The following is a 25432-nucleotide window of genomic DNA, read 5'->3' on the forward strand; positions in this document are numbered from 1 at the left end:
TTCTCAGCGCAGCACCGAGACCATTTCCGACAGTGTGGTCAGCACATCCTTGGCCAACTGTGCAGAGCGCTGGCCTGACCAGCCAGTGCGCAGGTCCGGCGCGTTATCGTTGTCCTTGAACGGCATTTCCAGGGTCATAGCCAGGCACTTGAAGCGCTCGCCGACACTGTTGCAGGCCAGGTTCATATTGGCCTTTCCGGGGGCCGAGCGCGTATAGCCATGAACGCTCTGGAAATCGACGGTGATTTCCCCCAGACGCTTGCGGAAATGCGCTTCCAGCTCAGCCTGTTGCGGGGTGTAGCCGGGGTTGCCTTCACAGGCGGCGGTGAAGACGTAGGGAATGGCTTCGTCGCCGTGGACATCGAGGAACATGTCGACGCCGTACTTTTCCATCTCCTGCTTGATGAAGAACACCTCGGGGCTCAACTCCGGGGTGCAATCCTGCCAGGCACGGTTGAGGTCCTTGCCGCAGGCATTGGTGCGCAGATGGCCATGGAACGCTCCGTCCGGGTTCATGTTCGGCACCAGGTACAGGTCGGCGGCGGCGAGCAGGCTGTCGAGCACCGGGTCGTTGCGCTGTTGCAGGCGCTCGATGATGCCTTCCATGAACCATTCGGCCATGTGTTCGCCGGGGTGCTGTTGCGCGATGATCCAGATGGCCCGTTTACCGGCACTGCCATCGCCTTTGCGCAGCAGCGGGATATCGCGGCCTTCGATGCTCTTGCCGGTGGCCAGCAGCTCGGTGCCAGCCTGGTCCAGAGCCTGGCCGATCAGCCAGTCATGACGCTCGCGGCTATAGGGTTCGAAGTAGGCGAACCAGATCTGTGGCTGCTCGGGAGCGATACTGAAGTTCAGCGCGCGCCCATCGAACTGGCTCGGCACGCGAAACCACTCGACCTGATCGTAGGAGGCCACGGCGTCATAGCCGGTCCAGGCATGGCTGTAACTGGACTCATGGGCATTGCCGAGGCTGAACGCGTGGCGCTGGCCGACCTGCATGCCGTCGACCTTGAAGTGAAACCACTGGAAATGCGCGCTGCGGGTATCGGGGCGAATGGCCAGCTTGAGGTCGGTGGGATTGCTGGCGTCGATGACCTCGATATTGCCGCTGTCGAAATCGGTACTGATGGTAAGTGGCACGGAGTGATCCTTGTTGCGTGAATCGCGCCACTTTACACGGATTAGAAACCCAAGGAGAACGCTTCGGCGGTTACCAGCAGGCTGCAGACGAACGCAGTGAGCAGATACCAGCCTATATAAGCCCGGCGCTTGCGCTGATACCAATGACTGCTGGCCAAATGCTCGGCAGCGGGCAAAAGCTTGCGCCAGAGCTGTTCTGTGGCTTCAAAAGCATTCAGGTGCTCGGGGGCGGCGTCGAGCCAGTGGCGGAATTCGATGCGTTGGCTCGGTGTGGCCTGGGGGCTTTGCAGGTGCACGTACCAGCGCACGGCAGCCTGGGTGTCTGCGGTCTTGACGGTGCAATGGAGCAGGGTACGGACCATGGCGCTTTCGACCTGGCGCAGATCGATCTCGAGGAAACTGGCGATATCGGCATAGGCCATGCCGTCGGCGCGGCTGAGCAGGAAGATCTGCCGGGTACGCCGGGACAGCCGGTTGAGGCTGCGACACAGTTCAAGGGTGCGCGGATCGGCGGGGGCGACTTCAGGATTGGGCAAGCGGTACAAAGAAAGCTGGCTACTCATAATGAATGGCTCGCATCTTTCAGAGGGGTTCGTTCCATCGAAGGGGGCATCGTCCTTGATGCTGCGACAGAATAGTCAAATGCGAATAATTATCAAGTGATAATTTTCATCAAATGCTATTTATATGCCACTAACCGGACTTTTGAACGCCTTCATGGGATTTGGGTTCAATAATCTTTGCTATGATCCGCGCCATCGCAAAACGACACGTCTTCATTAGCCTGAAGCAACGAGAAAGACCTAAAAAAAAAGACCCGGCAAAAAGCCGGGTCAAAAACCGTGATTAGCCTGATGAGGAGATAATCCAGAAGCCGACCTAAGACTTCTGGTTTATCCAACTGACCTTGCGGCCAGTTGCTTGCAATAATAATCATTATCATTTGCAAGTCAAAGATTATTTTCGCTCCTACTGAAAATAATTATCATCCTTCCTTCTGGTTTGGCTTGAAACGCACCGAGCGGCGATCAGGCAAGGCAAAAACAGGCGAGGGAGCGGAGTTTAGCCCGCTAAATGAGCATTCCAAGTCTGTTTTTAACGCAGCATGATCGTCGCGCAGGAAGTTTGAAGCCAAAGCTCAGTCCAGTGGCAGCTCCGTGGTCCTCTTAACCTCACTCATGGCGATATTGGAGTGGGCCTCCTGTACGTGCGGGCTCTGCAGCAGGTGATCGCGCAGAAAGCGCTCATAGCTGGCGATATCCTGCACCACCACCTTGAGCATGAAATCCATATTCCCGGCCATGGTGTAGCACTCCAGCACCTCCGGGAAGCCGATGATGGCTTCCTCGAATTCGGCGAGAAAGCGCCGTCCATGCCCGGATAACTTCACATCGACGAACACCGTCATGGTCAACCCCAGCTTGCGCGGGTTGAGCAGAGCGACCTTGCGTTCGATCACGCCTTCTTCCTGCAAACGATTGATGCGCCGCCAGCACGGCGATTGCGACAGCTCCACGCGCTCGGCGATTTCCGCAGCGGAAAGGTCGGCATCGTGCTGCAATAGGCGCAGGATCTTGCGGTCGATGGGGCTGAGTTTTACCTGCATGAATTGACCCTTTATCTTGTTTTTATAGAAACGATCATGCGCAGTATCAGCGGATTCGCTGTCATTTAGAAAGAAAAAGCCGCCCGGTAACAGGCAGTATTTTGCTTGTGACCGCCGGGTCGACCGTCCCGGCTGCTCGACATCTCGATAATAAAAACAAGGGAGTCTCGAATGTCTTTGGCTGATATTCGTCTGGATGATAAGTACCGCCTGGCAACCGGCAATCTATACCTGACCGGCACCCAGGCGCTGACCCGCCTGCCCATGCTGCAAAAGCAGCGTGATGAAGCCCGTGGCCTGAACACTGCCGGGTTTATCTCCGGCTATCGCGGCTCACCCCTGGGCAACCTCGACAAGAGCCTGTGGGACGCCAAGGATTACCTGCAACAGAACGCCATTCACTTTCAGCCCGGCATCAACGAAGAGTTGGCGGCTACGGCGGTGTGGGGCAGTCAGCAGGTCAATCTGTTTCCCGAAGGCAAGTACGCCGGGGTGTTTGCCCTGTGGTACGGCAAGGGGCCAGGGGTCGATCGCAGCGGCGACGTGTTCAAGCATGCCAACTCCGCCGGCACCTCCGAGCATGGCGGCGTACTGGTGCTGGCCGGCGACGACCACGGCTGCAAGTCGTCGACCATCGCTCACCAGAGCGAGCACGCCTTTATTGCTTCGATGATTCCGGTGCTCAACCCCAGTAACGTCCAGGAAATCCTCGACTACGGCATCATCGGCTGGGAACTGTCGCGCTACAGCGGTTGCTGGGTAGCGATGAAGACCATTGCCGAGAACGTCGATTCTTCGGCGGTGGTGGAAGTTGATCCGCTGCGAGTGCAGACCTGCATTCCCGAAGATTTCGTCCTGCCCGAAGGCGGCCTGCATATTCGCTGGCCCGATCCGCCCCTGGCTCAGGAAGCGCGGCTCAATACCTACAAGATCTACGCCGCCCGGGCCTTTGCCCGCGCCAATCATCTCAACAAGGTGGTGATCGACTCACAGCAGCCGCGCCTGGGCATCATCACTACCGGCAAGTCTTACCTCGACGTGCGTCAGGCCCTGGAAGAGCTGGGCATCGATCTGGAACTGTGTGACAAGGTCGGCATCCGCGTGCTTAAGGTTGGCATGAGCTGGCCCCTGGAGCCGGTGTCGGTGCACGACTTTGCCGAAGGCCTCAGCGAGATTCTGGTGGTCGAAGAAAAACGCAGCGTCATCGAAGACCAGCTTACCGGCCAACTGTACAACTGGCCGGTGGAACGTCGCCCGGTAGTGGTTGGTGAGTTCGATGAACAGGGCCGCTCATTGCTGCCCAACCTCGGCGAACTAACCCCGGCGATGATCGCCCGGGTTATCGCCAAGCGCCTGGCGCCGTTCTACAGCAGCCCGCAGATCGAAGCGCGCCTGCAATTCCTGAGCGAGAAGGAAAAAGCCCTGCAGGCGCCGCTGTTCAAGACCCAGCGCACCCCGCATTTCTGCTCTGGCTGCCCGCACAACACCTCGACCCGGGTGCCGGAAGGCAGTCGTGCTCTGGCCGGGATCGGCTGTCACTACATGACCATCTGGATGGACCGGGAAACCGATACCTTCACCCAGATGGGCGGCGAGGGCGTCACCTGGATCGGCCAGGCGCCCTTTACCGAAACGCCTCACGTATTTCAGAACCTAGGCGACGGCACGTACTTCCACTCCGGGCATCTGGCGGTGCGGGCGGCGGTGGCTTCCGGGGTCAATATCACCTACAAGATTCTCTACAACGACGCCGTAGCGATGACTGGCGGCCAGCCTATCGATGGCGTGTTGCGCGTCGATCAGCTCAGTCGCCAGGTGTTCAACGAGGGCGTCAAGCGCATCGCTCTGGTCTCCGACGATCCGGATAAATACCCCAGCCGCGAAGACTTCGCGCCCATCACCAGCTTCCACCATCGCCGCGACCTGGACGCCGTGCAGAAAGAACTGCGCGAGTTCAAGGGCGTCTCGGTGATCATCTACGATCAGACCTGCGCCACGGAAAAACGCCGGCGGCGCAAACGCGGGACCATGCCTGACCTGGAAAAACGTGCGCTGATCAACCCGGCGGTGTGCGAAGGCTGCGGCGATTGCGGTGCCAAATCCGGTTGCCTGTCGGTGCTGCCGAAGGAAACCGCCCAGGGGCGCAAGCGCGAGATCGACCAGAGCGCCTGCAACAAGGATTTCAGCTGTGTCGAAGGCTTCTGCCCAAGCTTCGTTACCGTGCATGGCGGTCGCCTGCGCAAGCCGGAGCTGCCGGTGCAGGTTGCGGCCTTTGCCCAGTTGCCTGAGCCGCAACTGCCAAGCCTGGACAAGCCGTTCAATATCTTGCTGCCGGGCGTTGGCGGTACGGGTGTGACCACCGTGGGCGCCATGCTCGGCTATGCCGCCAATCTGGAGGGCAAGGGCTGCAGCGTGCTGGATCAGGCCGGTCTGGCGCAGAAGTTCGGTCCCGTGGTCAGCCATATCCGCATTGCCGCGCATCAGGCCGACCTGTTTGCCGTGCGTATTCCGGCGGGCGAGGCGCACTTGCTATTGGGTTGCGATCTACTGGTTGCGGCGGGTCCGGACGCCCTGGCGAAGCTGAACGTGGCCAGCTCCTATGCCGTGGTCAACAGCCAGCAGACGCCGACTGCCGAGTTCACCCGCAACCCGGACGCCGAGTTCCCGGCCGAAGCCATGAAACAAAGCATTCGCGACGCCGTCGGTGCCGAGAAGACTCATTTTGTCGAAGCCACTGACCTGGCCACCAAGCTGATGGGCGACAGCATCGCCAGCAACCTGTTCATGCTCGGCTATGCCTATCAACTGGGGCTGATCCCTCTGACGTCGGCGGCCATTGAAAAGGCCATCGAGCTCAATGGCGTGGCGGTCAAACTCAATCAGCAGGCGTTTCTCTGGGGCCGTCGCGCTGCTCATGACTTGCCCGCAGTAGTTGCAGCGGCCAATCCCGGCGCCGTCAGCGAGCCAGTGGTTGAGGATATGAGTCTGGATCAGCGTATTGAAGCCAACGTGCGCATCCTCGGTGACTATCAGAACAGTGGCTACGCCGAGGGTTATCGGGCATTGGTGGCGCGGGTGCGCCAGCTCGAAGCCACACGTTTTCCTGGTCAACAGGCCGTGCTGAGCGAAGCGGTGGCGTTCAACTACTTCAAGCTACTGGCTTACAAGGACGAATACGAAGTGGCGCGGCTGTACAGCAATGGCGAATTCACTCGCCAGCTTGAGGCGCAGTTCGAAGGCAATTACCGCCTGGAGTTTCATCTGGCGCCGTCCTGGCTGGCCAAGCGCGATCCGCACAACGGACTGCCGCGCAAACGCAGCTTCGGGCCGTGGATGCTGAAAGCCTTCGATGTGCTGGCCCGCTTCAAATTCCTTCGGGGCACCGCCTTCGATCCATTTGGGCGCAGCCTGGAGCGGCGTCAGGAGCGTGAGCTTATTGCCAGCTACGTCAGCGATATCGAGCTGATCATGCAGCATCTGTCGGAGAAAAATCGCCATACAGCGCTCAGCCTGGCGCGGTTGCCGGAGCGCATTCGCGGTTATGGCCATGTCAAGGAAAGTGCAATGAAAGCAGCGGCATTGCAGGCAGCGCGGATGCGCCAGAGCCTGATCAGTGGCGAGGTTGAATTGCCGAAGTTGTATGAAGTAGCTGCGTAAAAAGAGAGCGCTGAATCAGCATTGGAATGAGGTCTAATGTGGGAGCCGGCTTGCTGGCGATAGCGGTGTATCAGTCAACAGCGTGTTGGCTGTCATACCGCTATCGCCAGCAAGCCGGCTCCCACAATGCATACCGTCAGTCTTGACTCAGTTCCACCAACACTGTCCCCTCGCTCACCATCTCCCCCTCACTGCAATACAGCGCCTTGACCGTCCCGGCCTGGCTGGCGCGGATGCTGTGTTCCATTTTCATGGCTTCCAGCACCACCAGTTGCGTACCGGCCTCGACCTGCTGGCCGACTTCCACCAGTACCCGCACGATACTGCCGTTCATGGGCGCGCTCAGGCCGCCTTGCGGTGCATGCTGGGCATCGACGGTGGCTATCGGGTCGAAGCGACGGATGGCGTGCAGCTCGCCGAGCCATTGCAGGTACAGGGTCGCACCGCGACGCAGGGCCAGGTGTCGACGGCGGATGCCGTCCTGATCGAGCAGCAGGTGTTCACCTTGCAGTTGCATGCTGGCGTTGGTGAGGCGGACGCGTTGTTGCTGGTCGTTACAGCTCAGGTGCAGATCGATCTCCGCAGGCAGCCCGATACGCAGGCCGTTGTTCGATGCCCAGGGCGAATGGGTATCGTCCTGGCGGATACGCCCAGGTTCGCTCTGCTGGAAGGCCGCCGCGGCTGCCTGCCAAAAGGTATCGTCCAGGGGCGCGGGCTCCGGCAGCAGGTCGGCCTGGTAACGCGGGATAAAACCGGTATCCAGTTCCGCTGCGGCAAACGCCGGGTGGCCGATAATCTTGCGCAGAAAACGCAGGTTGGTCCTGACCCCGGCCACCACTAGCTCGTCGAGCATGGCCAGCAGACGCAGGCGCGCCTGTTCGCGGTTGTCGCCCCAGGCAATCAGCTTGCCGAGCATCGGGTCATAGAAGGGGGAAATGTCATCACCCTCGGCGACGCCACTGTCGATGCGTCGACCGATGCCCGGCTGCGACTCGCGATATACCTCGAGGCGGCCGGTGGCAGGGAGGAAGTCGTGGTCCGGGTCTTCGGCATACAGGCGCACTTCGATGGCGTGGCCGATCAAGGGCACCTGTTCCTGAGTCAGAGGCAGTGGCTGGCCCTGGGCCACGCGAATCTGCCACTCCACCAGGTCCAGGCCGGTGATGAACTCGGTCACCGGATGCTCGACCTGCAGGCGCGTGTTCATTTCCATGAAGAAAAACTCGCCCCGGGAATCCAGAAGGAATTCTACGGTTCCGGCGCCGACATAACCGATAGCCTGGGCCGCGCGCACGGCTGCTTCCCCCATGGCCTGGCGCAGTTGCGGGCTGAGGCCGGGGGCGGGGGCTTCTTCGACGACTTTCTGATGACGGCGCTGGATCGAGCAGTCGCGCTCGTTGAGGTACAGGCAATGGCCCTGTTGATCGGCAAAGACTTGGATCTCGATATGTCGCGGCTTGAGCAGGTATTTCTCCACCAGCATGCGCGAGTCGCCGAACGACGACAGCGCCTCACGCTGGCCCGAGGCCAGGGCTTCGGCCAGTTCGCCGGGGTGTTCCACTACCTTCATGCCCTTGCCGCCGCCACCGGCCGTGGCCTTGAGCAGTACCGGATAGCCGATGCGCTCGGCGGCGGTACGGAAGGTGTCGATATCCTGGGACTCGCCGTGATAGCCCGGCACCAGTGGCACGCCGGCTTCTTCCATCAGGCGCTTGGCCGCAGACTTGCTGCCCATGGCGTCGATGGCCGAGGAGGGCGGGCCGAGGAAAACCAGTCCGGCCTGCTCTACAGCCCGGGCAAATCCGGCGTTCTCCGAGAGAAAACCGTAACCGGGGTGAATCGCCTGGGCGCCGCTGGCCTGGGCGGCGGCGATGAGTTTGTCGATGATCAGGTAGCTGTCGGCGGCCTTGCTGCCGCCCAGGTCGACGCGGATATCAGCTTCGCGGCTGTGCCGGGCCTCACGGTCGGTGGCGCTGTGTACGGCCACGGTGGTCAGGCCCAGTTGTTTGGCCGTGCGCATGATGCGGCAGGCGATTTCGCCACGGTTGGCCACCAGCAGAGTGGTGAGTGTGGTCGGTGCGCTCATGGGCGCGACTCCTTTTTCCGGGGCTGCCAGGTGGGTGGGCGTTTGTCGAGGAAGGCGCGAAGGCCTTCCTGGCCTTCGCCGCTGATACGGATGCGGGCAATGGTGTTTTCACAGTAGCGCCGACGCGCCGGGGTCAGTTCACCATCGCCCATCTCCCGCAGCAGGGCCTTGCTGGTACGCATGGCCTGGGGGCTGTTGAGCAGCAGATTGTCGATCCACTGCTCGACCTGTTGCTCCTGTTCCGCCGCCGGGTAGCATTCGGCAATCAGGCCCAGTTGTTGGGCCCGCACGCCATCGAAGCGTTCGGCGGTCAGGGCATAGCGCCGTGTTGCCCGTTCGCCCATGGCTTGCACGACAAAGGGGCTGATCACCGCCGGGGCCAGGCCGATGCGCACTTCCGACAGGCAGAACTGCGCGTCATCGGCGGCAATGGCCATGTCGCAGCAACTGATCAGGCCCAGGGCGCCGCCGAAAGCCGCACCCTGGACCACCGCCAGGGACGGCATTTTCAAGCGTTCGAGGTTGTACATCAGCTCGGCCAGTTCCCGGGCGTCATCCAGGTTGGTGTTGTAGTCGAGGTTGGCCGATTGCTGCATCCAGGCCAGGTCGGCCCCGGCGCTGAAGTGCTTGCCACGGCCGCGAATCAGCAGGAAGCGCAGGCTCGGGTCAGCCTGCAACTGATCCAGGGCGACGATCAGCTCGCGGATCATCTGGGCATTGAAGGCGTTGTTCTTTTCCGGGCGGTTCAACCACAGGGTCGCGAAGCCACGGGGGTCGCCGATCAGTTCGAGGGTATGGAAGTCGCTCATGGGTCACATCCGGAAAAGGCCGAACGTGGTCGGCTCGATAGGGGCGTTGAGGGCGGCGGACAGGGCCAGGGCCAGAATGTCGCGGGTCTGGGCCGGGTCGATGACGCCGTCGTCCCACAGCCGGGCGCTGGAGTAGTAGGGATGGCCTTGATGTTCGTATTGATCGAGGATTGGTTGCTTGATCTCGGTTTCCTGCGCCGCGCTGAAGAGTTGGCCATTGCGTTCGGCCTGTTCGCGCTTGACCTGGACCAGCACGCCAGCGGCCTGCTCACCCCCCATTACGCCAATCCGCGCGTTGGGCCACATCCACAGCATGCGCGGGTCATAGGCGCGGCCACACATGCCGTAGTTGCCTGCTCCGAAGCTGCCGCCAATGATTACGGTGAATTTCGGCACCTTGGCGCAAGCCACCGCGGTGACCAGCTTGGCGCCATGCTTGGCGATGCCGCCGGCCTCGTATTTCTGCCCGACCATGAAGCCGGTGATGTTCTGCAGGAACAACAGGGGAATGCCGCGCTGGCAGGCCAGTTCTATGAAGTGCGCGCCTTTCTGTGCGGCTTCGGCGAACAGAATGCCGTTATTGGCCAGGATGGCGATGGGGTAGCCGTGCAAGTGGGCGAAGCCGCAAACCAGGGTGGTGCCGAACAGTGCCTTGAACTCATCGAAGACCGAGCCATCGACCAACCGGGCAATCACTTCGCGTACATCGAAGGGTTGCTTGGCGTCGGCGGGGATCACCCCATACAGCTCCTCGCTGGCATACAGCGGCGCAATGGGCGCCAGGCTGTTGAGGCGGCCCTGCTTGTGCCAGTTGAGGTTGGCGATGCAACGCCGTGCCAGTTCCAAGGCGTGCTCGTCGTTATCGGCGTAGTGATCGGCAACCCCGGAGGTGCGGCAGTGCACATCGGCGCCGCCCAGGTCCTCGGCGCTGACCACTTCACCGGTGGCGGCCTTGACCAGCGGCGGGCCGGCGAGAAAGATGGTCGCCTGCTGGCGGACCATGATGGTCTCGTCAGCCATGGCCGGGACATAGGCGCCACCGGCCGTGCAGGAGCCCATGACCACGGCGATCTGGGCGATGCCCTGGGCGCTCATATTGGCCTGGCTGAAGAAGATCCGCCCAAAGTGCTCGCGATCCGGAAACACCTCGTCCTGACGCGGCAGGTTGGCGCCGCCGGAATCGACCAGGTAGATGCACGGCAGGCGATTCTGCTGGGCGATGGTCTGGGCGCGCAGGTGTTTCTTCACGGTCAGGGGATAGTAGGAACCGCCTTTGACCGTGGCGTCGTTGGCCACGATCATGCATTCGACGCCTTCGACCCGGCCGATGCCGACGATCAGCGCGGCCGCCGGGACTTCTTCACCGTAGACCTCATGGGCGGCCAACTGCGCCACTTCCAGAAAGGGCGAGCCTATATCGAGCAGGCGGTTGATGCGCTCCCGTGGCAGCAGCTTGCCCCGGGAGGTGTGACGCTCCTGGGCCGCCGGGCCGCCGCCCTGATAGACCTTGGCCAGTTTCTGTTGCAGGTCCTTGATCAGTTCCAGCAGGCTGGCGCTGTTCTGAATGAATTCCGGCGAACGCGGATTGATATGAGTCGGCAGGATAGCCATGGGGTACTCCAGTCAGTCCGGTGGCTTCAGCGGGTTTCGTTGAACAGTTCGCGACCGATCAGCATGCGCCTGATCTCGCTGGTGCCCGCGCCGATCTCGTAGAGCTTGGCGTCGCGCAGCAGGCGTCCGGCGGGGAATTCATTGATATAGCCGTTGCCACCGAGAATCTGGATGGCATCCAGGGCCATCTGCGTGGCGCGCTCAGCCGTATAGAGGATTACCCCGGCGGCGTCTTTGCGCGTGGTTTCGCCGCGCTCGCAGGCCTGGGCCACGGCATACAGGTAGGCGCGGCTGGCGTTGAGCTGGGTGTACATGTCGGCGACCTTGCCCTGGATCAGCTGGAATTCGCCGATGCTCTGGCCGAATTGCTTGCGGTCATGGATATAGGGCAAAACCACATCGAGACAGGCCTGCATGATCCCGGTAGGGCCGCCCGAGAGCACCACGCGCTCGTAATCCAGGCCGCTCATCAGCACCTTGACCCCGCCATTGAGGGTGCCCAGCAGGTTTTCCTCGGGTACTTCGACGTCATCGAAGAGCAGCTCGCAGGTGTTGGAACCGCGCATGCCCAGCTTGTCGAACTTGTTGCCACGGCTGAAACCTTTCCAGTCGCGCTCGACGATAAAGGCGCTGATGCCGTGTGCGGCCTTTTCCGGCTCGGTCTTGGCGTAGATCACGTAGGTGTTGGCGTCCGGGCCGTTGGTGATCCAGGTCTTGCTGCCGTTGAGCACGAAACGGTCACCGCGCTTGTCGGCGCGCAGACGCATCGATACCACGTCTGAGCCGGCATTGGGCTCGCTCATGGCCAAAGCGCCGACATGCTCGCCACTGATCAATCCTGGCAGGTAGCGGGCTTTCTGTTCGGCATTGCCGTTGCGCTTGATCTGGTTGACGCAAAGATTGGAGTGAGCGCCATAGGACAGCGCCACCGACGCCGAGCCGCGGCTGATCTCTTCCATGGCCACTACGTGGGCCAGGTAACTCAAGCCGGTGCCACCGTATTCTTCCTCCACGGTAATGCCCAGCAGGCCCATGTCACCGAGTTTGCGCCACAGGTCGGCGGGGAACAGGTTGTCCCGGTCAATCTGTGCGGCGCGGGGAGTGATTTCGGCGGCAACGAAGGCTTGTACCTGGTCACGCAGCATGTCGATGGTTTCGCCATGGGCGAAATTCAGGCTGGGGTAATTCATAAAGGGGCAGTCCTGTTGTTATTGGCAGAATGGCTATGACCTTTACGTTAACGTAAACCTGTTGCGGGTTGAGGTCAATTGGTGAGCGACGAGGGCGTGGGGGTATTTTCGGAATAAGGGGTGGGAGCCGGCTTGCTGGCGATGGCGGTGGTTCGGTTAACGATGTTATTGCGAGCGCTGCGCACTCGATCGTCACCAAGGCGGCTCCCACAATCGAGGGTGATTGACGAAAGCCGCAAAGCACGAAGGGGAGCCTAAGCTCCCCTTCAAGTTTGTTTGCATGCTCTTTTTGTTTTGGGTGGCCTATTGTTGTTTTTGGCGACCTGCCCTCTGGCTGCTTTGTAAGCGACCCCCATTCGGGGTCAAGAGCAAACGTATTTTTTTGAGCGCTGATGCTGCTTTCATCCGCTTCTTGCGAAGCCCGATCCAACCTGTCTGTCGCTACCTTGAGGTAGTTTTATTGTTCTGTGTCAGGTCGCGAACCCAAGGGGTTCCGTAAAGCCATCCACTCCAAAAAAATCTGTTAGCTGCGTCTCTGTCCGTGTTGTTCTTGTTGTGTCAGAGCCGATACGTGTTGTTGTTATTGGGGTGCTGCATTTTTTTTTATTTTTGTTGTATCGAAGATAGAGCAGAAGCCGTGCCAACTTTGGTAAAGCCTTTAAAAACAAGCGTTTGTTGGTTTCTGTGTTCTTCCATGCCCTTCTTCAGGGGCTGAAACTGTTTCCGTGTTACCCGTTACGGGGGTGTCGATGGCCTCAGGGTAACACTCTGTGACAAGTTGTCGCACGTCAGGCCGACAAACGTGCCTTTGCCACCCTTGAGCCGGTGGCGCGTCCCAGAGCGCTTGAGATGCCTTGACCGGCCTCAATCAGACGATCCAGATCAATGCCGGTGTCAATGCCCAGGCCATTGAGCATGTACAGCACGTCTTCGCTGGCGACGTTGCCGCTGGCGCCTTTTGCATAAGGACAGCCACCCAGCCCGGCGACGGAGCTGTCGAAAACGCTGATGCCTTCCAGCAGGCTCGCGTAAATGTTGGCCAGTGCCTGGCCATAGGTGTCATGGAAATGCCCGGCCAGTTGCTGGCGCGGAACGTGAGCGGCGACGACGTCCAGCAGGGTACGGGTCGCGCCCGGCGTGCCGGTGCCGATCGTATCGCCCAGGGACACTTCGTAGCAGTCCATATCGAGCAGTTCCCGGGAGACAGCAGCGACCTGTTGCGGGCTGATAACACCCTCATAAGGGCAGCCCAGCACACAGGACACATAACCGCGCACCTGGATGCCGTTGGCGCGGGCGGCCTCCATGATCGGCGCAAAACGCTCCAGGCTTTCCTTGATCGAGCAATTGATATTGCGCTGCGAGAAGGACTCGGAAGCGGCGGCAAATACCGCGACTTCCCGTACCCCGGCGGCGAGGGCGTCTTCGAAGCCGCGCAGGTTCGGCGTCAGCGCCGAGTAGGCGACACCCGGGTGCTGGTCGATGGCGGCGAAGACTTCGGCGGAGCCGGCCATCTGTGGCACCCATTTGGGCGAGACGAAGCTGCCGACCTCGATGTGGCGCAAGCCTGCGGCGCTCAGGTTGTTCACCAGTGTCACCTTGTCGGCGATGCTGACAGGACTGGCTTCGTTCTGCAGGCCGTCGCGAGGGCCAACCTCCACCAGGCGCACAGATCGGGGCAGGGACATGGCGGACTCCAGTTAATTATTATTCGAGAAATATTATTTAACCTATTGAATATTATGAGATTTTATCAAGCTCAGTGCGACAGCGCTCTTCAGCGGTATCCAGTTCTAGCTGCATTTGCTGGATGTCCAGCAGCTGCTGTTCCAACTGCCCACGACGTTCTTCGATTTTGCCGAGCATAGAGTTTAGTTGCTTCTGATTGCCGCCACTGGGGTCGTAGAGCTCGATGAGTTCTCGGCATTCGGCCAGAGAGAAACCGATGCGCTTGCCGCGCAGGATCAGCTTGAGGGTGACTTTGTCCCGCGCCGAATAGATTCGCTCAAGACCGCGTCTTTCCGGGGTGAGCATGCCTTGTTCTTCGTAGAAGCGGATAGCCCGGGTGGTGATGTCCAGCTCCCGGGCGAGGTCGGAGATACTGTAGGTCTGGCTGCTCATGGCAAGGCTCGATGGAAACGTGCCGCTAACCTAAGGCGTGCTTGACGTATACGTCAAGCGCGTTGGCTGAGAGCCTTGAGTATTTTGCTATCCTAGAAATAACTTTAAGAATTGATAATTTATATATATCAATCAGTTATGTTGTGATTCTAAGGTTTTATCGAGTTTTTTCTCTTGAGTCGTCACCCACTGGCACAGCTCAATGATCTGCTCGCGCATCCAGCGATTGGCCGGATCCTGGTCGGTACTTTCGTGCCAGTACAGGTGGGTTTCAACGGTGGGCACATCGTTGACGGGCAGGTAGACATAATGCAGGTCGTTGCGGCGGGCGAAGCGCTCCGGCACGGTCATGACCATATCGGTCTGCTGCAGCACCTGGGAGGCCATCAGGTAATGCTGCGAGCGCAGGGCGATCTTGCGCTGGATGCCCATCTTGCCCAAGGCCAGGTCAACATGACCGAGGCCACTGCGGCGGCTGGAAATGTGAATATGAGTCAGGGACAGGTAGTCCTCGAGGACGAACGCTGCCTTGTGGGCCAATGGATGACCCTTGCGCATGGCGCACACATAGCGGTCTTCCATCAGCTTGACATGGCGCACCTGGGGGTCGGTGTTGAGCGGTGCATCGACGGCGAAGTCCAGGCGCCCGGCGGCCAGTTCCTTTGTGGTCTCGCGACGCTTGGAGAGGAAGCTTTCGATGGTCACGGCGGGCGCCAGGCGGCGCAGGCGCTGGAACAGCAGGGGCAGGATCACCGCTTCGGTGAGGTCGGTCATGCTAATGCGGTAGTTTTTGTTGGCTTGCAACGGGTTGAAGATGCGGCTTTCCTGCACCGACACCCGCAGCAGGGACAGCGCATTGCGCACCGGGCCGATGATGTTTTGGGCCATGGGCGTCGGCACCATGCCCTGGGCGGTGCGCACGAACAGCGGGTCGTTGAAGGTCTCGCGCAGGCGGGCCAGGGCGTTGGACACGGCGGGCTGGGTGATGCCGACAATCTGGCCGGCGCGGGTCAGGTTGGCTTCGGTGTAGATCGCGTCGAAGACAATGAATAGATTCAGATCGACCTTGCTCAGGTTCATGGGATGCGCCTCCGGATTGCTTATTGTTTTTAGTGATGCTCAATCAGCCGATCATATATCGGTTATGAATGTTTATACACGCCGAGAATAGGTTAGATAAATGCAGGTCGCTGCTCTAGCATCGTTTTCATGACAACCGATCCCTTATTGCGAAGGTAGCTCTCATGGATTTTGCGTACTCCCCCAAGGTTCAGGAACTGCGTGAGCGCGTCACCGCGTTTATGGATACCTATGTGTACCCGGCCGAGCCAGTGTTCGAGCAGCAGGTCAGCGAAGGCGACCGCTGGCAGCCGACAGCGATCATGGAAGAGCTCAAAGCCAGGGCGAAGGCCGAGGGCTTGTGGAACCTGTTCCTGCCGGAGTCCGAGTTGGGTGCGGGCCTGAGCAACCTTGAATACGCGCCGCTGGCGGAAATCATGGGCCGCTCGCTGCTGGGCCCGGAACCCTTCAATTGCTCGGCGCCCGACACTGGCAATATGGAGGTACTGGTGCGTTACGGCAGTGAGGCGCACAAGCGTCAGTGGCTGGAGCCGCTGCTGCGCGGTGATATCCGCTCGGCCTTTGCCATGACCGAGCCGGACGTGGCTTCGTCGGACGCCACCAATATGGCCGCCCGCGCTGAGCGTCAGGGTGACGAGTGGGTGATCAACGGCCGCAAGTGGTGGACCTCCGGTGCCTGCGATCCGCGCTGCAAGGTGATGATCTTCATGGGCCTGAGCGATCCCGACGGTCCGCGTCATGCCCAGCACTCGATGATTCTGGTGCCCACCGATGCGCCGGGGGTGACCATCGTGCGGCCGCTGCCGGTGTTCGGTTATGACGACGCGCCCCACGGTCATGCCGAGGTGCTGTTCGACAACGTACGCGTGCCTTATGAAAACGTGCTGCTGGGTGAGGGCCGTGGCTTCGAGATCGCCCAAGGCCGCCTTGGCCCGGGTCGCATCCACCACTGCATGCGTTCGATCGGTATGGCCGAGCGGGCGCTGGAGTTGATGTGCAAGCGTGCGGTCACTCGGGAAGCCTTCGGTCGTCCTCTGGCGCGTCTGGGCGGTAACGTCGACAAGATCGCCGACTCGCGCATGGAGATCGACATGGCGCGGCTGCTGACTCTCAAGGCGGCCTACATGATGGATACCGTGGGCAACAAGGTGGCGAAAAGCGAAATCGCCCAGATCAAGGTGGTGGCGCCCAATGTCGCCCTGCGGGTGATCGATCGTGCTATCCAGATTCACGGCGGTGCCGGGGTCTCCAACGATTTTCCGCTGGCCTACATGTACGCCATGCAACGTACCCTGCGCCTGGCTGACGGCCCGGACGAAGTACATCGCGCGGCGATCGGCAAATACGAGATCGGCAAGCATGTGCCCAAGGAGATGATGCGTAGCGAGCGGCGTTAAGTAAAACGACGCAATTCCCTTGTGGGAGCCGGCTTGCTGGCGATTGCGGTGGCTTGGTCAGCGATGATGAGTCTGGCGGACTGCGCTGGCTTTGACACCGCTATCGCCACCAGAGGCGGCTCCCACATCGATCTCAGATGTCAGGCCGCCACGCTTAATTAATCCACACCTCAACTCGCCGATTCTTGATCCGGCCGTCGTCGACATCGTTGGCGGCCACCGGCATTTCGTCGCCAAAGCCAAGCACATCGTTGGGATTGACGCCGTTTTTCATCAGTTCGCGCCGCACCGCCATCGCCCGCAGTTTCGACAGCAGGGTGGCGCGGGCCGGATCGTCCTTGGCATCACCAAAGCCCACCAGAGTGACCCGCTGATCGTGGCGGTCGCGCTTGTTCAGGTAATCGGCAACCCGTTTCAGGTCCCGTTGCGCCTTGCTGTCGAGGCGGGCGCTGCCCTGGGCGAAGCGGAAATTGACGGACAGACGCTCGGCCTGGCGGGTCAGGGCCTTATATTCAGCGGGCATCTGCGCGGTGGGCTGCACTTTGATCGGTTGGACGGTCTGGGCGACAAAACCGTTCTGCGCAACGATGGCCTGGCCTTCCGGACTTTGCGCAAAGGCTACCAGGGCGTGGGCCCAAGGCTGGTGCAGCTCTGCAGGCAAGTAGAAGTACAGGCGCCGCGACAGAGGGTAGTCCTCGGTGGCGATCAGGCTGATGGTCGGCAGCATTGCTTTGGAGTCACCGTCGATAATCGCCAGGGCCTTGGCCCGACGCACGTAGGGCAGGCCGATAAAGCCGATGCCCTGGCGATCCTGGCTGACCGCATCGGACAGTTGCTCGCTGGACTCGAAACGTTTGGCCATGCGCGACAAGCTCTTGCCATGCTTGGCCAGGACCAGTTCGCTGAAGGTATCAAAGGTGCCGGACTGCTCATCACGGGCATACAGATGAATGGCGCCACCGATGCCGCCGACTTCCTCCCAGTTCTGGATCTGCCCGGAATAAATCTGCGCCAGCTGTACGGTATTGAGTTCCCGCAGTGGATTGCCGGGGTGCAGGATGACTGCAACACCGTCGATGGCGATGGTTTGCTCGGCCTTGGCGGCGCGCAGGTCACCGATGCCGCTCAGGTCGCTGACTTCCTTGTCCTTGATCGGACGGGAAGATGCAGCGAGATCGGCGTTGCCACTCTTGAGCGCGGCGAAACCGGTGCTTGAGCCATGGGCGGCAACACTGACACTGACGGTTTGGCCACTGGCGGCCGTGCCCTTGATGGTGACTTCGTTGGCGCTGCTACCCGGTTCGCTATGCACCTGCTGCAAACCCTGCTTGCGCATCAGGCCTTCAACCAGGGCCGGCCCCAATTCGGCGCCAATGGTGTTTGAGCCCTGAATACGCAGGGCGGGCGTGCCTTGGGCAGGCAGGGGCAGGGCCGCTGAAGCGGCGACAGGAAACACCGCTGCGCCCAAGAGCATCAGCAGTAAGAGGGTACGAGAAGTAAGAGTGCGCAGCATCTGCGGCACCTCTGCAGGACAGAAAGTGCCGGGAGAATAAGACAGACCGATTGCGGGAATATGACAGGCGGTTACAAATCTGTCCCGCCGGTCAGATCAGGCTCAGCTCAGTTCCAGCCAGATTGGCGCGTGGTCCGAAGGCTTTTCCATGCCGCGCAGTTCGTAGTCGACGCCAGCGGCCTTGATTCGTGGCTCCAGGCCCTTGGAAGCCATGATCAGGTCGATGCGCAGGCCACGCTTGGGCGAGTCTTCGAAACCGCGGCTGCGGTAGTCGAACCAGCTGAACTGGTCGACCACCTCGGGGTACAGATGGCGGAAGCTGTCTACCAGACCCCAGGCCTTGAGGCGTTCCATCCACTCGCGCTCTTCCGGCAGGAAGCTGCACTTGCCGGTCTTGAGCCAACGCTTGGCGTTGTCCGGGCCGATGCCGATATCGCAATCCTGAGGGGAGATGTTCACGTCGCCCATGACTACCAGTGGCTGGTCATTCTTGAACTGGCTTTCCAGCAACTGCTGCAGGTCGTTGTAGAAGCGCTGTTTGGCCGGAAACTTGGTCGGGTGGTCGCGGCTTTCGCCCTGGGGGAAGTAGCCGTTCATGATGGTCACCGGCAGGCCGTTTGCGTCTGCGAAAGTACCCCAGATAAAACGCTTCTGGGCTTCTTCATCGTCGCCGTCGAAACCCTTGTGCAGGGTCAGTGGCGCCTGGCGAGAGAGCAGGGCAACGCCGTAATGACCTTTTTGCCCGTGAAAATGTACGTGATAGCCCAGTGCTTCGATCTCGGCCTGGGGGAATTGCTCGTCGGAAACCTTGGTTTCCTGCAGGCCGATGACGTCAGGCTGGTACTTGTCGATCAGCGCTGCCAGTTGATGCGGTCGGGCACGCAGACCGTTGATGTTGAACGAGACGATTTTCATGGCGTGCAGTCCTGGCGAAAAAACGCAAAGCCTAGCCGATGCTAGGCTGCAAGAACAGGGTTGAACTGTCGGCGGCGCGCGTTACTCGAAGCTTGTAACGCTGCACCCATGACAGCGCGGTATTAACGAGGTCCACTGCATGTCCGAATCCACTGCCGACGTTCGCCAGCTCGACAGCACCTACAGCCGCGAGACACGTTCGCTGCTGTATCACGCCTACCGCCATGAGCCAAGCTTTGCCTTCCTGTTCAATGCCCAGCGCTCCGGCTACGAGCACCGCGTTCGGGCGACCATTCGCGAGCTGGTCAATCAGCATTTTCTGCAAGACCTGCCTGCGTTGGGTTTGTTCATCGAGGATCGCCTGGTGGGTGTGGCCTTGATCACGCCGCCGCAACGCCGACTGGAAATTACTGAAAGCTGGGCATGGCGCTTGCGCATGGTCTTCAGCGCCGGTTTCAACTGCACCCGGCGCTATCTGGAGTATCACCAGGATGTCCAGGCCTGCATTCCCTCTAACGCCGTGCATGTCCTGCCTTTATTGGGTATCCATCCGGAATTTCAGGGGCATCATCTTGGCGAGCAGTTGATGACGGCGCTGCATACGTGGTGTGCGGTCGATGAGTCGTCTGAGGGCGTCGTGCTGGATACGGGGAATCCGAACTATCTGGAGTTCTATAAGCGACAGGGTTACGAGGAGATCGGCGAGGTGGCTGTAGGACCTGTCCGGGAATATGTATTTTTCCATGCCAAACCTGAGGTTTCTGCGGCCGTGATGGCGTAACGCTATGAACTTTCTGGCTTTTGTCAGGTTCTAGCGCTTCCTGTCCCCCGTGTTAGCATCTGCGCCCATGAAAGTGTTTAACCGATTCAGTAGCGGTTTGTTTCTCTGTTTTTTCAGCGCCCTGGCCGTTGCCGAGCCGCAGTTGCAAGTCAGGGTGAACCCCGCCAATCCCGAACTCAAGGCCAATGTCGAAGGCTATGTGGGCAGCGTCGGTGAGCGCGATGCCGACGCCCTGCGTCATTTCAGCCTCGGCGCCGAGTTGCAGGCGCAGAAAGCCGCCCAGGCTTTGGGCTATTACCACGCTACTATCGAAAGCAAGGTCACCAGTGGCAAGACCCCGCAACTGGTCATCAGCATCAAGCCCGGCGAGCCCATCCATCTACGTAATGTGACCGTGCGTATCGAAGGCGAGGCGGCCACGCTCAAGTCGTTTCGGGTTCCACAAAGCGATGCGCTCAAGCCCGGTGCGGTGCTCAATCACGGCCACTACGAAGACGCCAAGCACTTGATCCAGAATCAGGCGTCGCGTTTCGGCTTCTTTATTGGGCATTTCGTCAGTCAACGTCTGTTGGTCGACCCCCAGGCCGGCGTCGCCGATATCGAGCTGGTTTATGACAGCGGTCCGCGCTACCGGCTGGGCAAGGTCAGTTTCACAGGCGATGCACCCTTTGATGAAGAGCTGCTGCGGCGCATGGTGCCCTTCAAGGAAAACACGCCCTATGACTCAGAGCTGATTGCCGAGCTGAATCAGGCTATGCAATCGAGCGGGTATTTCGAAGGGGTGCGGGTCGATGCTGCGCCAACGGCGGCACAGAATCAGGTGGTGCCAGTCAGTGTCGATCTGGATACCCGAAAGCCTCGGACCATGGGCCTGGGCCTGGGTTTCTCCACTGACGTGGGCGTGCGCGGCAAGGCCAACTGGACCCGCCACTGGGTCAACTCCCATGGCGACAGCTACGGCGCGGAAATGGAACTGTCGGCGCCCCGGCAAAACGTCGGCCTGTGGTACGAAGTCCCCCTCGATCCGCCACTGACCGACAAACTGCGCTTTGCCGGTGGCTATCAATATGAAGAGATTGCCGGTACCGACAGCCTCAGCAAGCTGCTGACCGTCGGCCCCGAATGGCACAGCAAGTTGCCCAGCGGCTGGGAGCGAGTGGTCTCACTCAAGCTGCAGCGCGAGGAATACCGGCTGGGCGACGATGCCGGTTTGAGCACCTTGCTGATGCCGGGCCTCAGCTATGCCTATCTGCGCAGCGACAATCGCATCGATCCGCACAAAGGCTACCGCCTGCAGTTTGATACCCAGGTGGCCAAGGAAGGCGTTGTCTCGGACTCCAACCTGCTGCGCGGTACTGCGCTGATCAAGGGGCTGACCACCCTGGGCGATAACCATCGCCTGCTCGGCCGCCTGCAGGTGGGTGGCAATGTCACCAATGGCTACAAGTCGATTCCGCCGTCCTTGCGTTTCTTTGCCGGTGGCGATCAGAGCGTGCGCGGTTATGACTATCAGTCGCTGTCGCCGAAAAACTCCGATGGCGACCGCATCGGCGGGCGCTACATGATCGCTGGCAGCCTTGAGTATCAATACTCCATTGCCGAGAAATGGCGAGTGGCAACTTTTATCGATGAAGGCAGCTCATTCAACAGCCTGGAGCTGCCCAGCCTCAAGCGTGGCGTGGGTATTGGCGTGCGCTGGATTTCCCCGGTCGGGCCGATACGCCTGGACCTGGCCCATGCGCTGGATGATCCGGGAGGCATTCGTTTGCACTTTTCCATGGGGCCGGAACTGTGACTCGGCCTGGCGTGTTGCGCGGTTTGAAACTGACGGGGCTGGGCCTGCTTGGTCTGTTACTCGCGATCATGGCGTTCGCCTATTGGGCTTTGGATTCGCAAACGGGTAGCCGGTGGGTATTGGCTCAGGTGCCGGGTTTGCAGGTTGACGGCTTCGAAGGTGAGTTGGCCGGGCAATGGCATGCCGAGCAGCTTGTATGGGCGCAGGACGGTACCCGCGTCGACGTTTCAGCCCCGGCACTGGCCTGGTCGCCGGGCTGCCTGCTGCAACTGACCCTGTGCATTGATCGCCTGCAGGCGCAGCAAGTTCGGGTGCAATTGGCGCCGTCATCCGGCGAATTGACGCCGGGCCCCATCACGCTGCCGGATCTGAAATTGCCCCTGGCCCTGCGTCTGGGTGACGTGCAGTTGGGCAGTCTGCAACTCGATGGTGTCGAGCAATTGCGCGACCTCAAGCTGGCCGCCCACTGGACTGCTGCGGGCTTGCAGATTGATACCGCGCATCTGCAACATGAGGACTTCGTCGTCGATCTGACGGGGCTTTTGAACCCTCAGGGCGACTGGCCGCTGACGGCCAAGGGCCGCGTGCAGATGCCGGAGCAGGACGGGCAACCCTGGAATCTGGCGCTGGATATTCAGGGCGACCTGCTCAAGACCCTGAGACTTCAAGCCCACAGCAGCGGCTATCTGCAAGCCGAGCTAAATGGCGAACTGCAGCCCCTGGCCGAACATCTGCCCGCCAACGTCACGATCAGCGCCGACAGCTTCAAGGCCAGCGCTGATCTGCCCGACACCCTCCAACTCAATCAACTGAACCTGCGCGCCGACGGCGATCTTGAACGGGGATATCGCATCGACGGCACTGCCAGCCTGCCTGCCCAGGGACAGGCGGTTGCCCTGAAGCTGCAAGGCCGCGTCGATGCCACGGGCGCCGACATTCAGGCTCTGGAACTCAAGGCGACGCCTGAGCAACACCTGAGCCTGAGCGGCAAGCTGGACTGGCAAAAAGGCTTGAGTGCCGATGCCCATGTCGCCTGGCAGGATTTCCCCTGGCACTCGCTGTATCCAGCCATTGCGGAACCTCAGGTCAAGGTCAGGACCTTCAATGGCGACATTTCCTACACCGACGGCCGTTATCTGGGCAACTTCAATGGCCAGTTTGATGGCCCGGCCGGGCCGTTCAGCCTGAACAGCCCGTTCAGTGGCGATCTGGAGCGGGTGTTTCTGCCGCAACTGGAGATAGTTGCAGGCAAAGGTAAGGCCAGTGGTCACCTGAACCTACAATTTGCCGATGGCATTGGCTGGGACACGGCGCTGGACCTGAGCGCCATCGATCCGGCCTATTGGGTCGCCGAGTTGCCCGGCACTCTGGCCGGGCCGGTGCGCAGTCAGGGCCAGTTCAAGAATGAGAAACTGAGTGTGACCGCCGATCTTGATCTCAAGGGCCGCCTGCGAGGGCAGCCCGCACTATTGCAGGCCAAGGCCGACGGGAGCGGTGAGCAGTGGAATCTTCAGGCCCTGGATATCCGTTTGGGTGACAATCGCATTCAGGGCAAGGGCAGCCTGCAGCAGAAGTTGCAGGCGCAACTGGATCTGAATCTGCCTCGACTCGGCCAGCTTTGGCCCGGCTTGCAAGGCCAGATCAAGGGGCGTGTGGACGCCAGCGGCACTGTGCAGGCGCCCCAGGGGCAGATCGCGCTGCAGGGCACTCGACTGGCCTGGCAGGACAATAACCTGCAAAGCCTGAGTCTGGATGCGCGCCTGGACAGTGGTCAGCGCGGCACCCTGGCGCTCAAGGGTGCGGCGATCAAACTGGGGGATACGGCCCTCGGTACCTTGCAGGTCAACGGCCAGGGCGATCTCAAGCGTCAGCAGGTAAAACTGGACCTGCAAGGCCCATTGCTGAAACTGGCTCTGGCGCTGGATGGCAATCTGGACAAGGGCAACTGGCGCGGACGCCTGGCCAGCGGCGATATCCAGAGCGGCGGCCAGGACTGGCGCCTGCAGCAACCGGCCCGGCTGGAGCGGCTGGCTGACGGCAAGATCAACTTCGGCGCTCACTGCTGGGTCTCCGGCGCTGCCAGCCTGTGTGGCGAAGATCAGCGTCTGGCGCCTGATCCGCGCCTGCGTTATCACCTCAAGCAGTTTCCGTTGGACAGCCTGGCGCAATGGCTGCCCAAGGATTTTGCCTGGAAAGGCCTGCTCAACGCCGATGTACAGGTCGATATTCCGGCATCCGGTCCCAGCGGCCAGATCGTCATTGATGCCGGTGGCGGCACCCTGCGCATGCGCGATCAGGGTCAGTGGCTCGATTTCCCGTATGAGCAGCTCAAACTGAGCAGCAAACTGACCCCCAAGCAGGTCGATACTCAACTGAGTTTCGTCGGCGGCAAACTGGGCGCCTTGCAGCTCTCGGCGCGCATAGACCCGTTGGCAAAGAACAAGACGCTCAGCGGCAATTTCACCCTGACCGGCCTGGATTTGTCGGTGGCCCGGCCATTTGTCGCCGGGGTGCAGAAGCTCAATGGTCATCTCAACGGCAGCGGTACGCTGTCGGGCAGCCTGTTGACGCCTCAAGTCAACGGCAGCGTTACCCTGAGCGACGGCGAGGTTTCCGGGCCTGAACTGCCGGTGGATCTGCGCGAGCTGAACGTCAAGGCGCTGATTGCCGGCAACAATGTGCAACTGGATGGCGGCTGGAAAAGCGGTCCGGTCGGGCAGGGCAGACTCAATGGCCAGATTGCCTGGACCGATGCGCTGACGGTGGATCTGCGCGTCAAGGGATCGCAGCTGCCGATTACGGTTGAGCCCTATGCCAAGCTGGAGGCTGCGCCGGACCTGCACATCAGCCTGCAGGGCGACAAGTTGGCGATTGCCGGGAAAGTGTTGATTCCCAAAGGCGCCATCGCCGTGCGGGAACTGCCGCCGTCCACGGTCAAGCTGTCGGATGACACCGTCATCATTGGTCAGCACGCCGAGGCGGGCAAGCCAGCCATGGCGATGGCCATGAATATAGACGTGGAAGTCGGTTCGGACGTCCTCAGCTTCAGCGGCTTTGGTCTGACCGCCAATCTGCGCGGCCATGTGCATATCGGCGACAACCTGGATACCCGCGGTGAACTCAACCTGATCGATGGCCGTTACCGGGCCTATGGCCAGCGCCTGACCATTCGCAAGGCTCGGCTGTTGTTTGCCGGGCCGGTAGATCAGCCTTATCTCGATATCGAGGCGATTCGCGAAGTGGATGAGGTGATTGCCGGGATTCGCCTGAGCGGCAGTGCCGAACAACCCACCACCACGGTGTTCTCGGAACCGGCCATGAGCCAGGAGCAGGCGTTGTCGTACCTGGTGTTGGGTCGGCCGCTGAACAATACCGGCGAAGACAGCAATATGATGGCTCAGGCCGCATTGGCCCTGGGCTTGGCCGGGGGATCGTCAACGGCAGGGAAACTGGCCAGCGACCTGGGTATCCGTGACTTCGAGTTGGATACCTCAGGCAGCGGCGAGAAGACCAACGTAGTCGCCAGCGGCAAGATCACCGACAAGCTGAGCTTGCGTTACGGTGTTGGCGTATTCGAACCGGCCAACACCATTGCCTTGCGTTACCTGCTGAGCAAGAAGGTCTACCTGGAAGCGGCGAGCGGTGTCGCCAGCTCCCTGGATATCTTCTATAAGCGGGATTTCTGATGCATATCACCCCGTAGGACCGGCTTTAGCCGGGAGATCGCTCTC

Annotated in this window: 17 protein-coding genes; 5 read left to right on the forward strand and 12 right to left on the reverse strand. The window is 60.6% G+C overall.

The window, feature by feature from the left end; all coding sequences use genetic code 11:
* Positions 1-3: 3 nt before the first annotated feature.
* From AC1Z24_RS14870 to AC1Z24_RS14880, 3 genes are all read right to left on the reverse strand, one after another.
* Positions 4-1140 carry a M14 family metallopeptidase gene (locus AC1Z24_RS14870; RefSeq protein ID WP_483746300.1) on the reverse strand — a complete coding sequence of 379 codons (1137 nt, stop codon included), beginning with the start codon at positions 1138-1140 and terminating at the stop codon, positions 4-6.
* A 41-nt stretch (positions 1141-1181) separates the two neighbouring features.
* Complete coding sequence (locus AC1Z24_RS14875; protein WP_483746301.1) at positions 1182-1703, reverse strand: DUF4880 domain-containing protein; 522 nt, start codon at positions 1701-1703, stop codon at positions 1182-1184.
* A 575-nt stretch (positions 1704-2278) separates the two neighbouring features.
* Positions 2279-2746 (reverse strand): Lrp/AsnC family transcriptional regulator, encoded by a 468-nt coding sequence (locus AC1Z24_RS14880; RefSeq protein ID WP_259103873.1) that lies wholly within the window; start codon positions 2744-2746, stop codon positions 2279-2281.
* 171 nt (positions 2747-2917) lie between these two features.
* Between AC1Z24_RS14880 and AC1Z24_RS14885 the strand changes: the two genes are divergently transcribed.
* Positions 2918-6403 carry an indolepyruvate ferredoxin oxidoreductase family protein gene (locus AC1Z24_RS14885; protein ID WP_483746302.1) on the forward strand — a complete coding sequence of 1162 codons (3486 nt, stop codon included), beginning with the start codon at positions 2918-2920 and terminating at the stop codon, positions 6401-6403.
* 136 nt (positions 6404-6539) lie between these two features.
* Here the strand turns inward: AC1Z24_RS14885 and AC1Z24_RS14890 are convergent, their stop codons facing one another.
* The 7 genes from AC1Z24_RS14890 to AC1Z24_RS14920 form a co-directional block, all read right to left on the reverse strand.
* Positions 6540-8489 carry an acetyl/propionyl/methylcrotonyl-CoA carboxylase subunit alpha gene (locus AC1Z24_RS14890; RefSeq protein ID WP_483746303.1) on the reverse strand — a complete coding sequence of 650 codons (1950 nt, stop codon included), beginning with the start codon at positions 8487-8489 and terminating at the stop codon, positions 6540-6542.
* The gene (locus AC1Z24_RS14895; protein ID WP_483746304.1) at positions 8486-9298 is read right to left on the reverse strand and encodes a gamma-carboxygeranoyl-CoA hydratase; all 813 of its coding nucleotides are present in this window, start codon (positions 9296-9298) and stop codon (positions 8486-8488) included. The genes AC1Z24_RS14890 and AC1Z24_RS14895 overlap by 4 nt, the downstream gene beginning before the upstream one ends.
* Positions 9299-9301: 3 nt before the next feature.
* A complete protein-coding gene (locus tag AC1Z24_RS14900) occupies positions 9302-10909 on the reverse strand; it encodes a carboxyl transferase domain-containing protein (protein ID WP_483746305.1) in 1608 nt (535 codons plus the stop codon).
* A gap of 26 nt (positions 10910-10935) precedes the next feature.
* Positions 10936-12099, reverse strand: a complete 1164-nt coding sequence (locus tag AC1Z24_RS14905; RefSeq protein WP_483746306.1) for an isovaleryl-CoA dehydrogenase — start codon at positions 12097-12099, stop codon at positions 10936-10938.
* Positions 12100-12887: 788 nt separating this feature from the next.
* Complete coding sequence (locus AC1Z24_RS14910; protein WP_483746307.1) at positions 12888-13787, reverse strand: hydroxymethylglutaryl-CoA lyase; 900 nt, start codon at positions 13785-13787, stop codon at positions 12888-12890.
* Positions 13788-13839: 52 nt separating this feature from the next.
* Positions 13840-14220 carry a MerR family transcriptional regulator gene (locus tag AC1Z24_RS14915; protein ID WP_483746308.1) on the reverse strand — a complete coding sequence of 127 codons (381 nt, stop codon included), beginning with the start codon at positions 14218-14220 and terminating at the stop codon, positions 13840-13842.
* Positions 14221-14352: 132 nt separating this feature from the next.
* A complete protein-coding gene (locus AC1Z24_RS14920; protein WP_483746309.1) occupies positions 14353-15300 on the reverse strand; it encodes a LysR family transcriptional regulator in 948 nt (315 codons plus the stop codon).
* 164 nt (positions 15301-15464) lie between these two features.
* Here AC1Z24_RS14920 and AC1Z24_RS14925 point away from each other — a divergent pair, with 164 nt between their 5' ends.
* Positions 15465-16697, forward strand: a complete 1233-nt coding sequence (locus AC1Z24_RS14925; protein ID WP_483746310.1) for an acyl-CoA dehydrogenase — start codon at positions 15465-15467, stop codon at positions 16695-16697.
* Positions 16698-16851: 154 nt separating this feature from the next.
* Here AC1Z24_RS14925 and AC1Z24_RS14930 read toward each other — a convergent pair whose 3' ends face one another.
* On the reverse strand, positions 16852-18210 hold the full coding sequence (locus tag AC1Z24_RS14930) for a substrate-binding domain-containing protein (protein ID WP_483746311.1): 1359 nt from the start codon (positions 18208-18210) through the stop codon (positions 16852-16854).
* 102 nt (positions 18211-18312) lie between these two features.
* Positions 18313-19125: an exodeoxyribonuclease III gene (gene xthA / locus AC1Z24_RS14935; RefSeq protein ID WP_483746312.1), complete on the reverse strand. Its 813-nt coding sequence runs from the start codon at positions 19123-19125 to the stop codon at positions 18313-18315.
* Positions 19126-19264: 139 nt separating this feature from the next.
* On the opposite strand from xthA, the gene AC1Z24_RS14940 reads away from it, so the two are divergent.
* The 3 genes from AC1Z24_RS14940 (at position 19265) to AC1Z24_RS14950 (ending at position 25387) form a co-directional block, all read left to right on the forward strand.
* Entirely contained in the window at positions 19265-19906 is a 642-nt protein-coding gene (locus AC1Z24_RS14940; RefSeq protein WP_483746313.1) for a GNAT family N-acetyltransferase, read from the forward strand.
* Between the two features lie 67 nt (positions 19907-19973).
* Positions 19974-21701: an autotransporter assembly complex protein TamA gene (locus tag AC1Z24_RS14945; RefSeq protein ID WP_483746314.1), complete on the forward strand. Its 1728-nt coding sequence runs from the start codon at positions 19974-19976 to the stop codon at positions 21699-21701.
* A 68-nt stretch (positions 21702-21769) separates the two neighbouring features.
* A complete protein-coding gene (locus AC1Z24_RS14950; RefSeq protein ID WP_483746627.1) occupies positions 21770-25387 on the forward strand; it encodes a translocation/assembly module TamB domain-containing protein in 3618 nt (1205 codons plus the stop codon).
* Positions 25388-25432 lie beyond the last annotated feature (45 nt).

The organism is Pseudomonas sp. JL23 (assembly GCF_056933585.1).

Excerpts from the sequence above, each read along its gene's own strand:
- AC1Z24_RS14875 (WP_483746301.1), bottom strand. The coding sequence starts at position 1,703 with ATGAGTAGCCAGCTTTCTTTGTACCGCTTGCCCAATCCTGAAGTCGCC.
- AC1Z24_RS14880 (WP_259103873.1), bottom strand. The coding sequence starts at position 2,746 with ATGCAGGTAAAACTCAGCCCCATCGACCGCAAGATCCTGCGCCTATTG.
- AC1Z24_RS14885 (WP_483746302.1), top strand. The coding sequence starts at position 2,918 with ATGTCTTTGGCTGATATTCGTCTGGATGATAAGTACCGCCTGGCAACC.
- AC1Z24_RS14890 (WP_483746303.1), bottom strand. The coding sequence starts at position 8,489 with ATGAGCGCACCGACCACACTCACCACTCTGCTGGTGGCCAACCGTGGC.
- AC1Z24_RS14895 (WP_483746304.1), bottom strand. The coding sequence starts at position 9,298 with ATGAGCGACTTCCATACCCTCGAACTGATCGGCGACCCCCGTGGCTTC.
- AC1Z24_RS14900 (WP_483746305.1), bottom strand. The coding sequence starts at position 10,909 with ATGGCTATCCTGCCGACTCATATCAATCCGCGTTCGCCGGAATTCATT.
- AC1Z24_RS14905 (WP_483746306.1), bottom strand. The coding sequence starts at position 12,099 with ATGAATTACCCCAGCCTGAATTTCGCCCATGGCGAAACCATCGACATG.
- AC1Z24_RS14910 (WP_483746307.1), bottom strand. The coding sequence starts at position 13,787 with ATGTCCCTGCCCCGATCTGTGCGCCTGGTGGAGGTTGGCCCTCGCGAC.
- AC1Z24_RS14915 (WP_483746308.1), bottom strand. The coding sequence starts at position 14,220 with ATGAGCAGCCAGACCTACAGTATCTCCGACCTCGCCCGGGAGCTGGAC.
- AC1Z24_RS14920 (WP_483746309.1), bottom strand. The coding sequence starts at position 15,300 with ATGAACCTGAGCAAGGTCGATCTGAATCTATTCATTGTCTTCGACGCG.
- AC1Z24_RS14925 (WP_483746310.1), top strand. The coding sequence starts at position 15,465 with ATGGATTTTGCGTACTCCCCCAAGGTTCAGGAACTGCGTGAGCGCGTC.
- AC1Z24_RS14930 (WP_483746311.1), bottom strand. The coding sequence starts at position 18,210 with ATGCTGCGCACTCTTACTTCTCGTACCCTCTTACTGCTGATGCTCTTG.
- xthA (WP_483746312.1), bottom strand. The coding sequence starts at position 19,125 with ATGAAAATCGTCTCGTTCAACATCAACGGTCTGCGTGCCCGACCGCAT.
- AC1Z24_RS14940 (WP_483746313.1), top strand. The coding sequence starts at position 19,265 with ATGTCCGAATCCACTGCCGACGTTCGCCAGCTCGACAGCACCTACAGC.
- AC1Z24_RS14945 (WP_483746314.1), top strand. The coding sequence starts at position 19,974 with ATGAAAGTGTTTAACCGATTCAGTAGCGGTTTGTTTCTCTGTTTTTTC.
- AC1Z24_RS14950 (WP_483746627.1), top strand. The coding sequence starts at position 21,770 with ATGGCGTTCGCCTATTGGGCTTTGGATTCGCAAACGGGTAGCCGGTGG.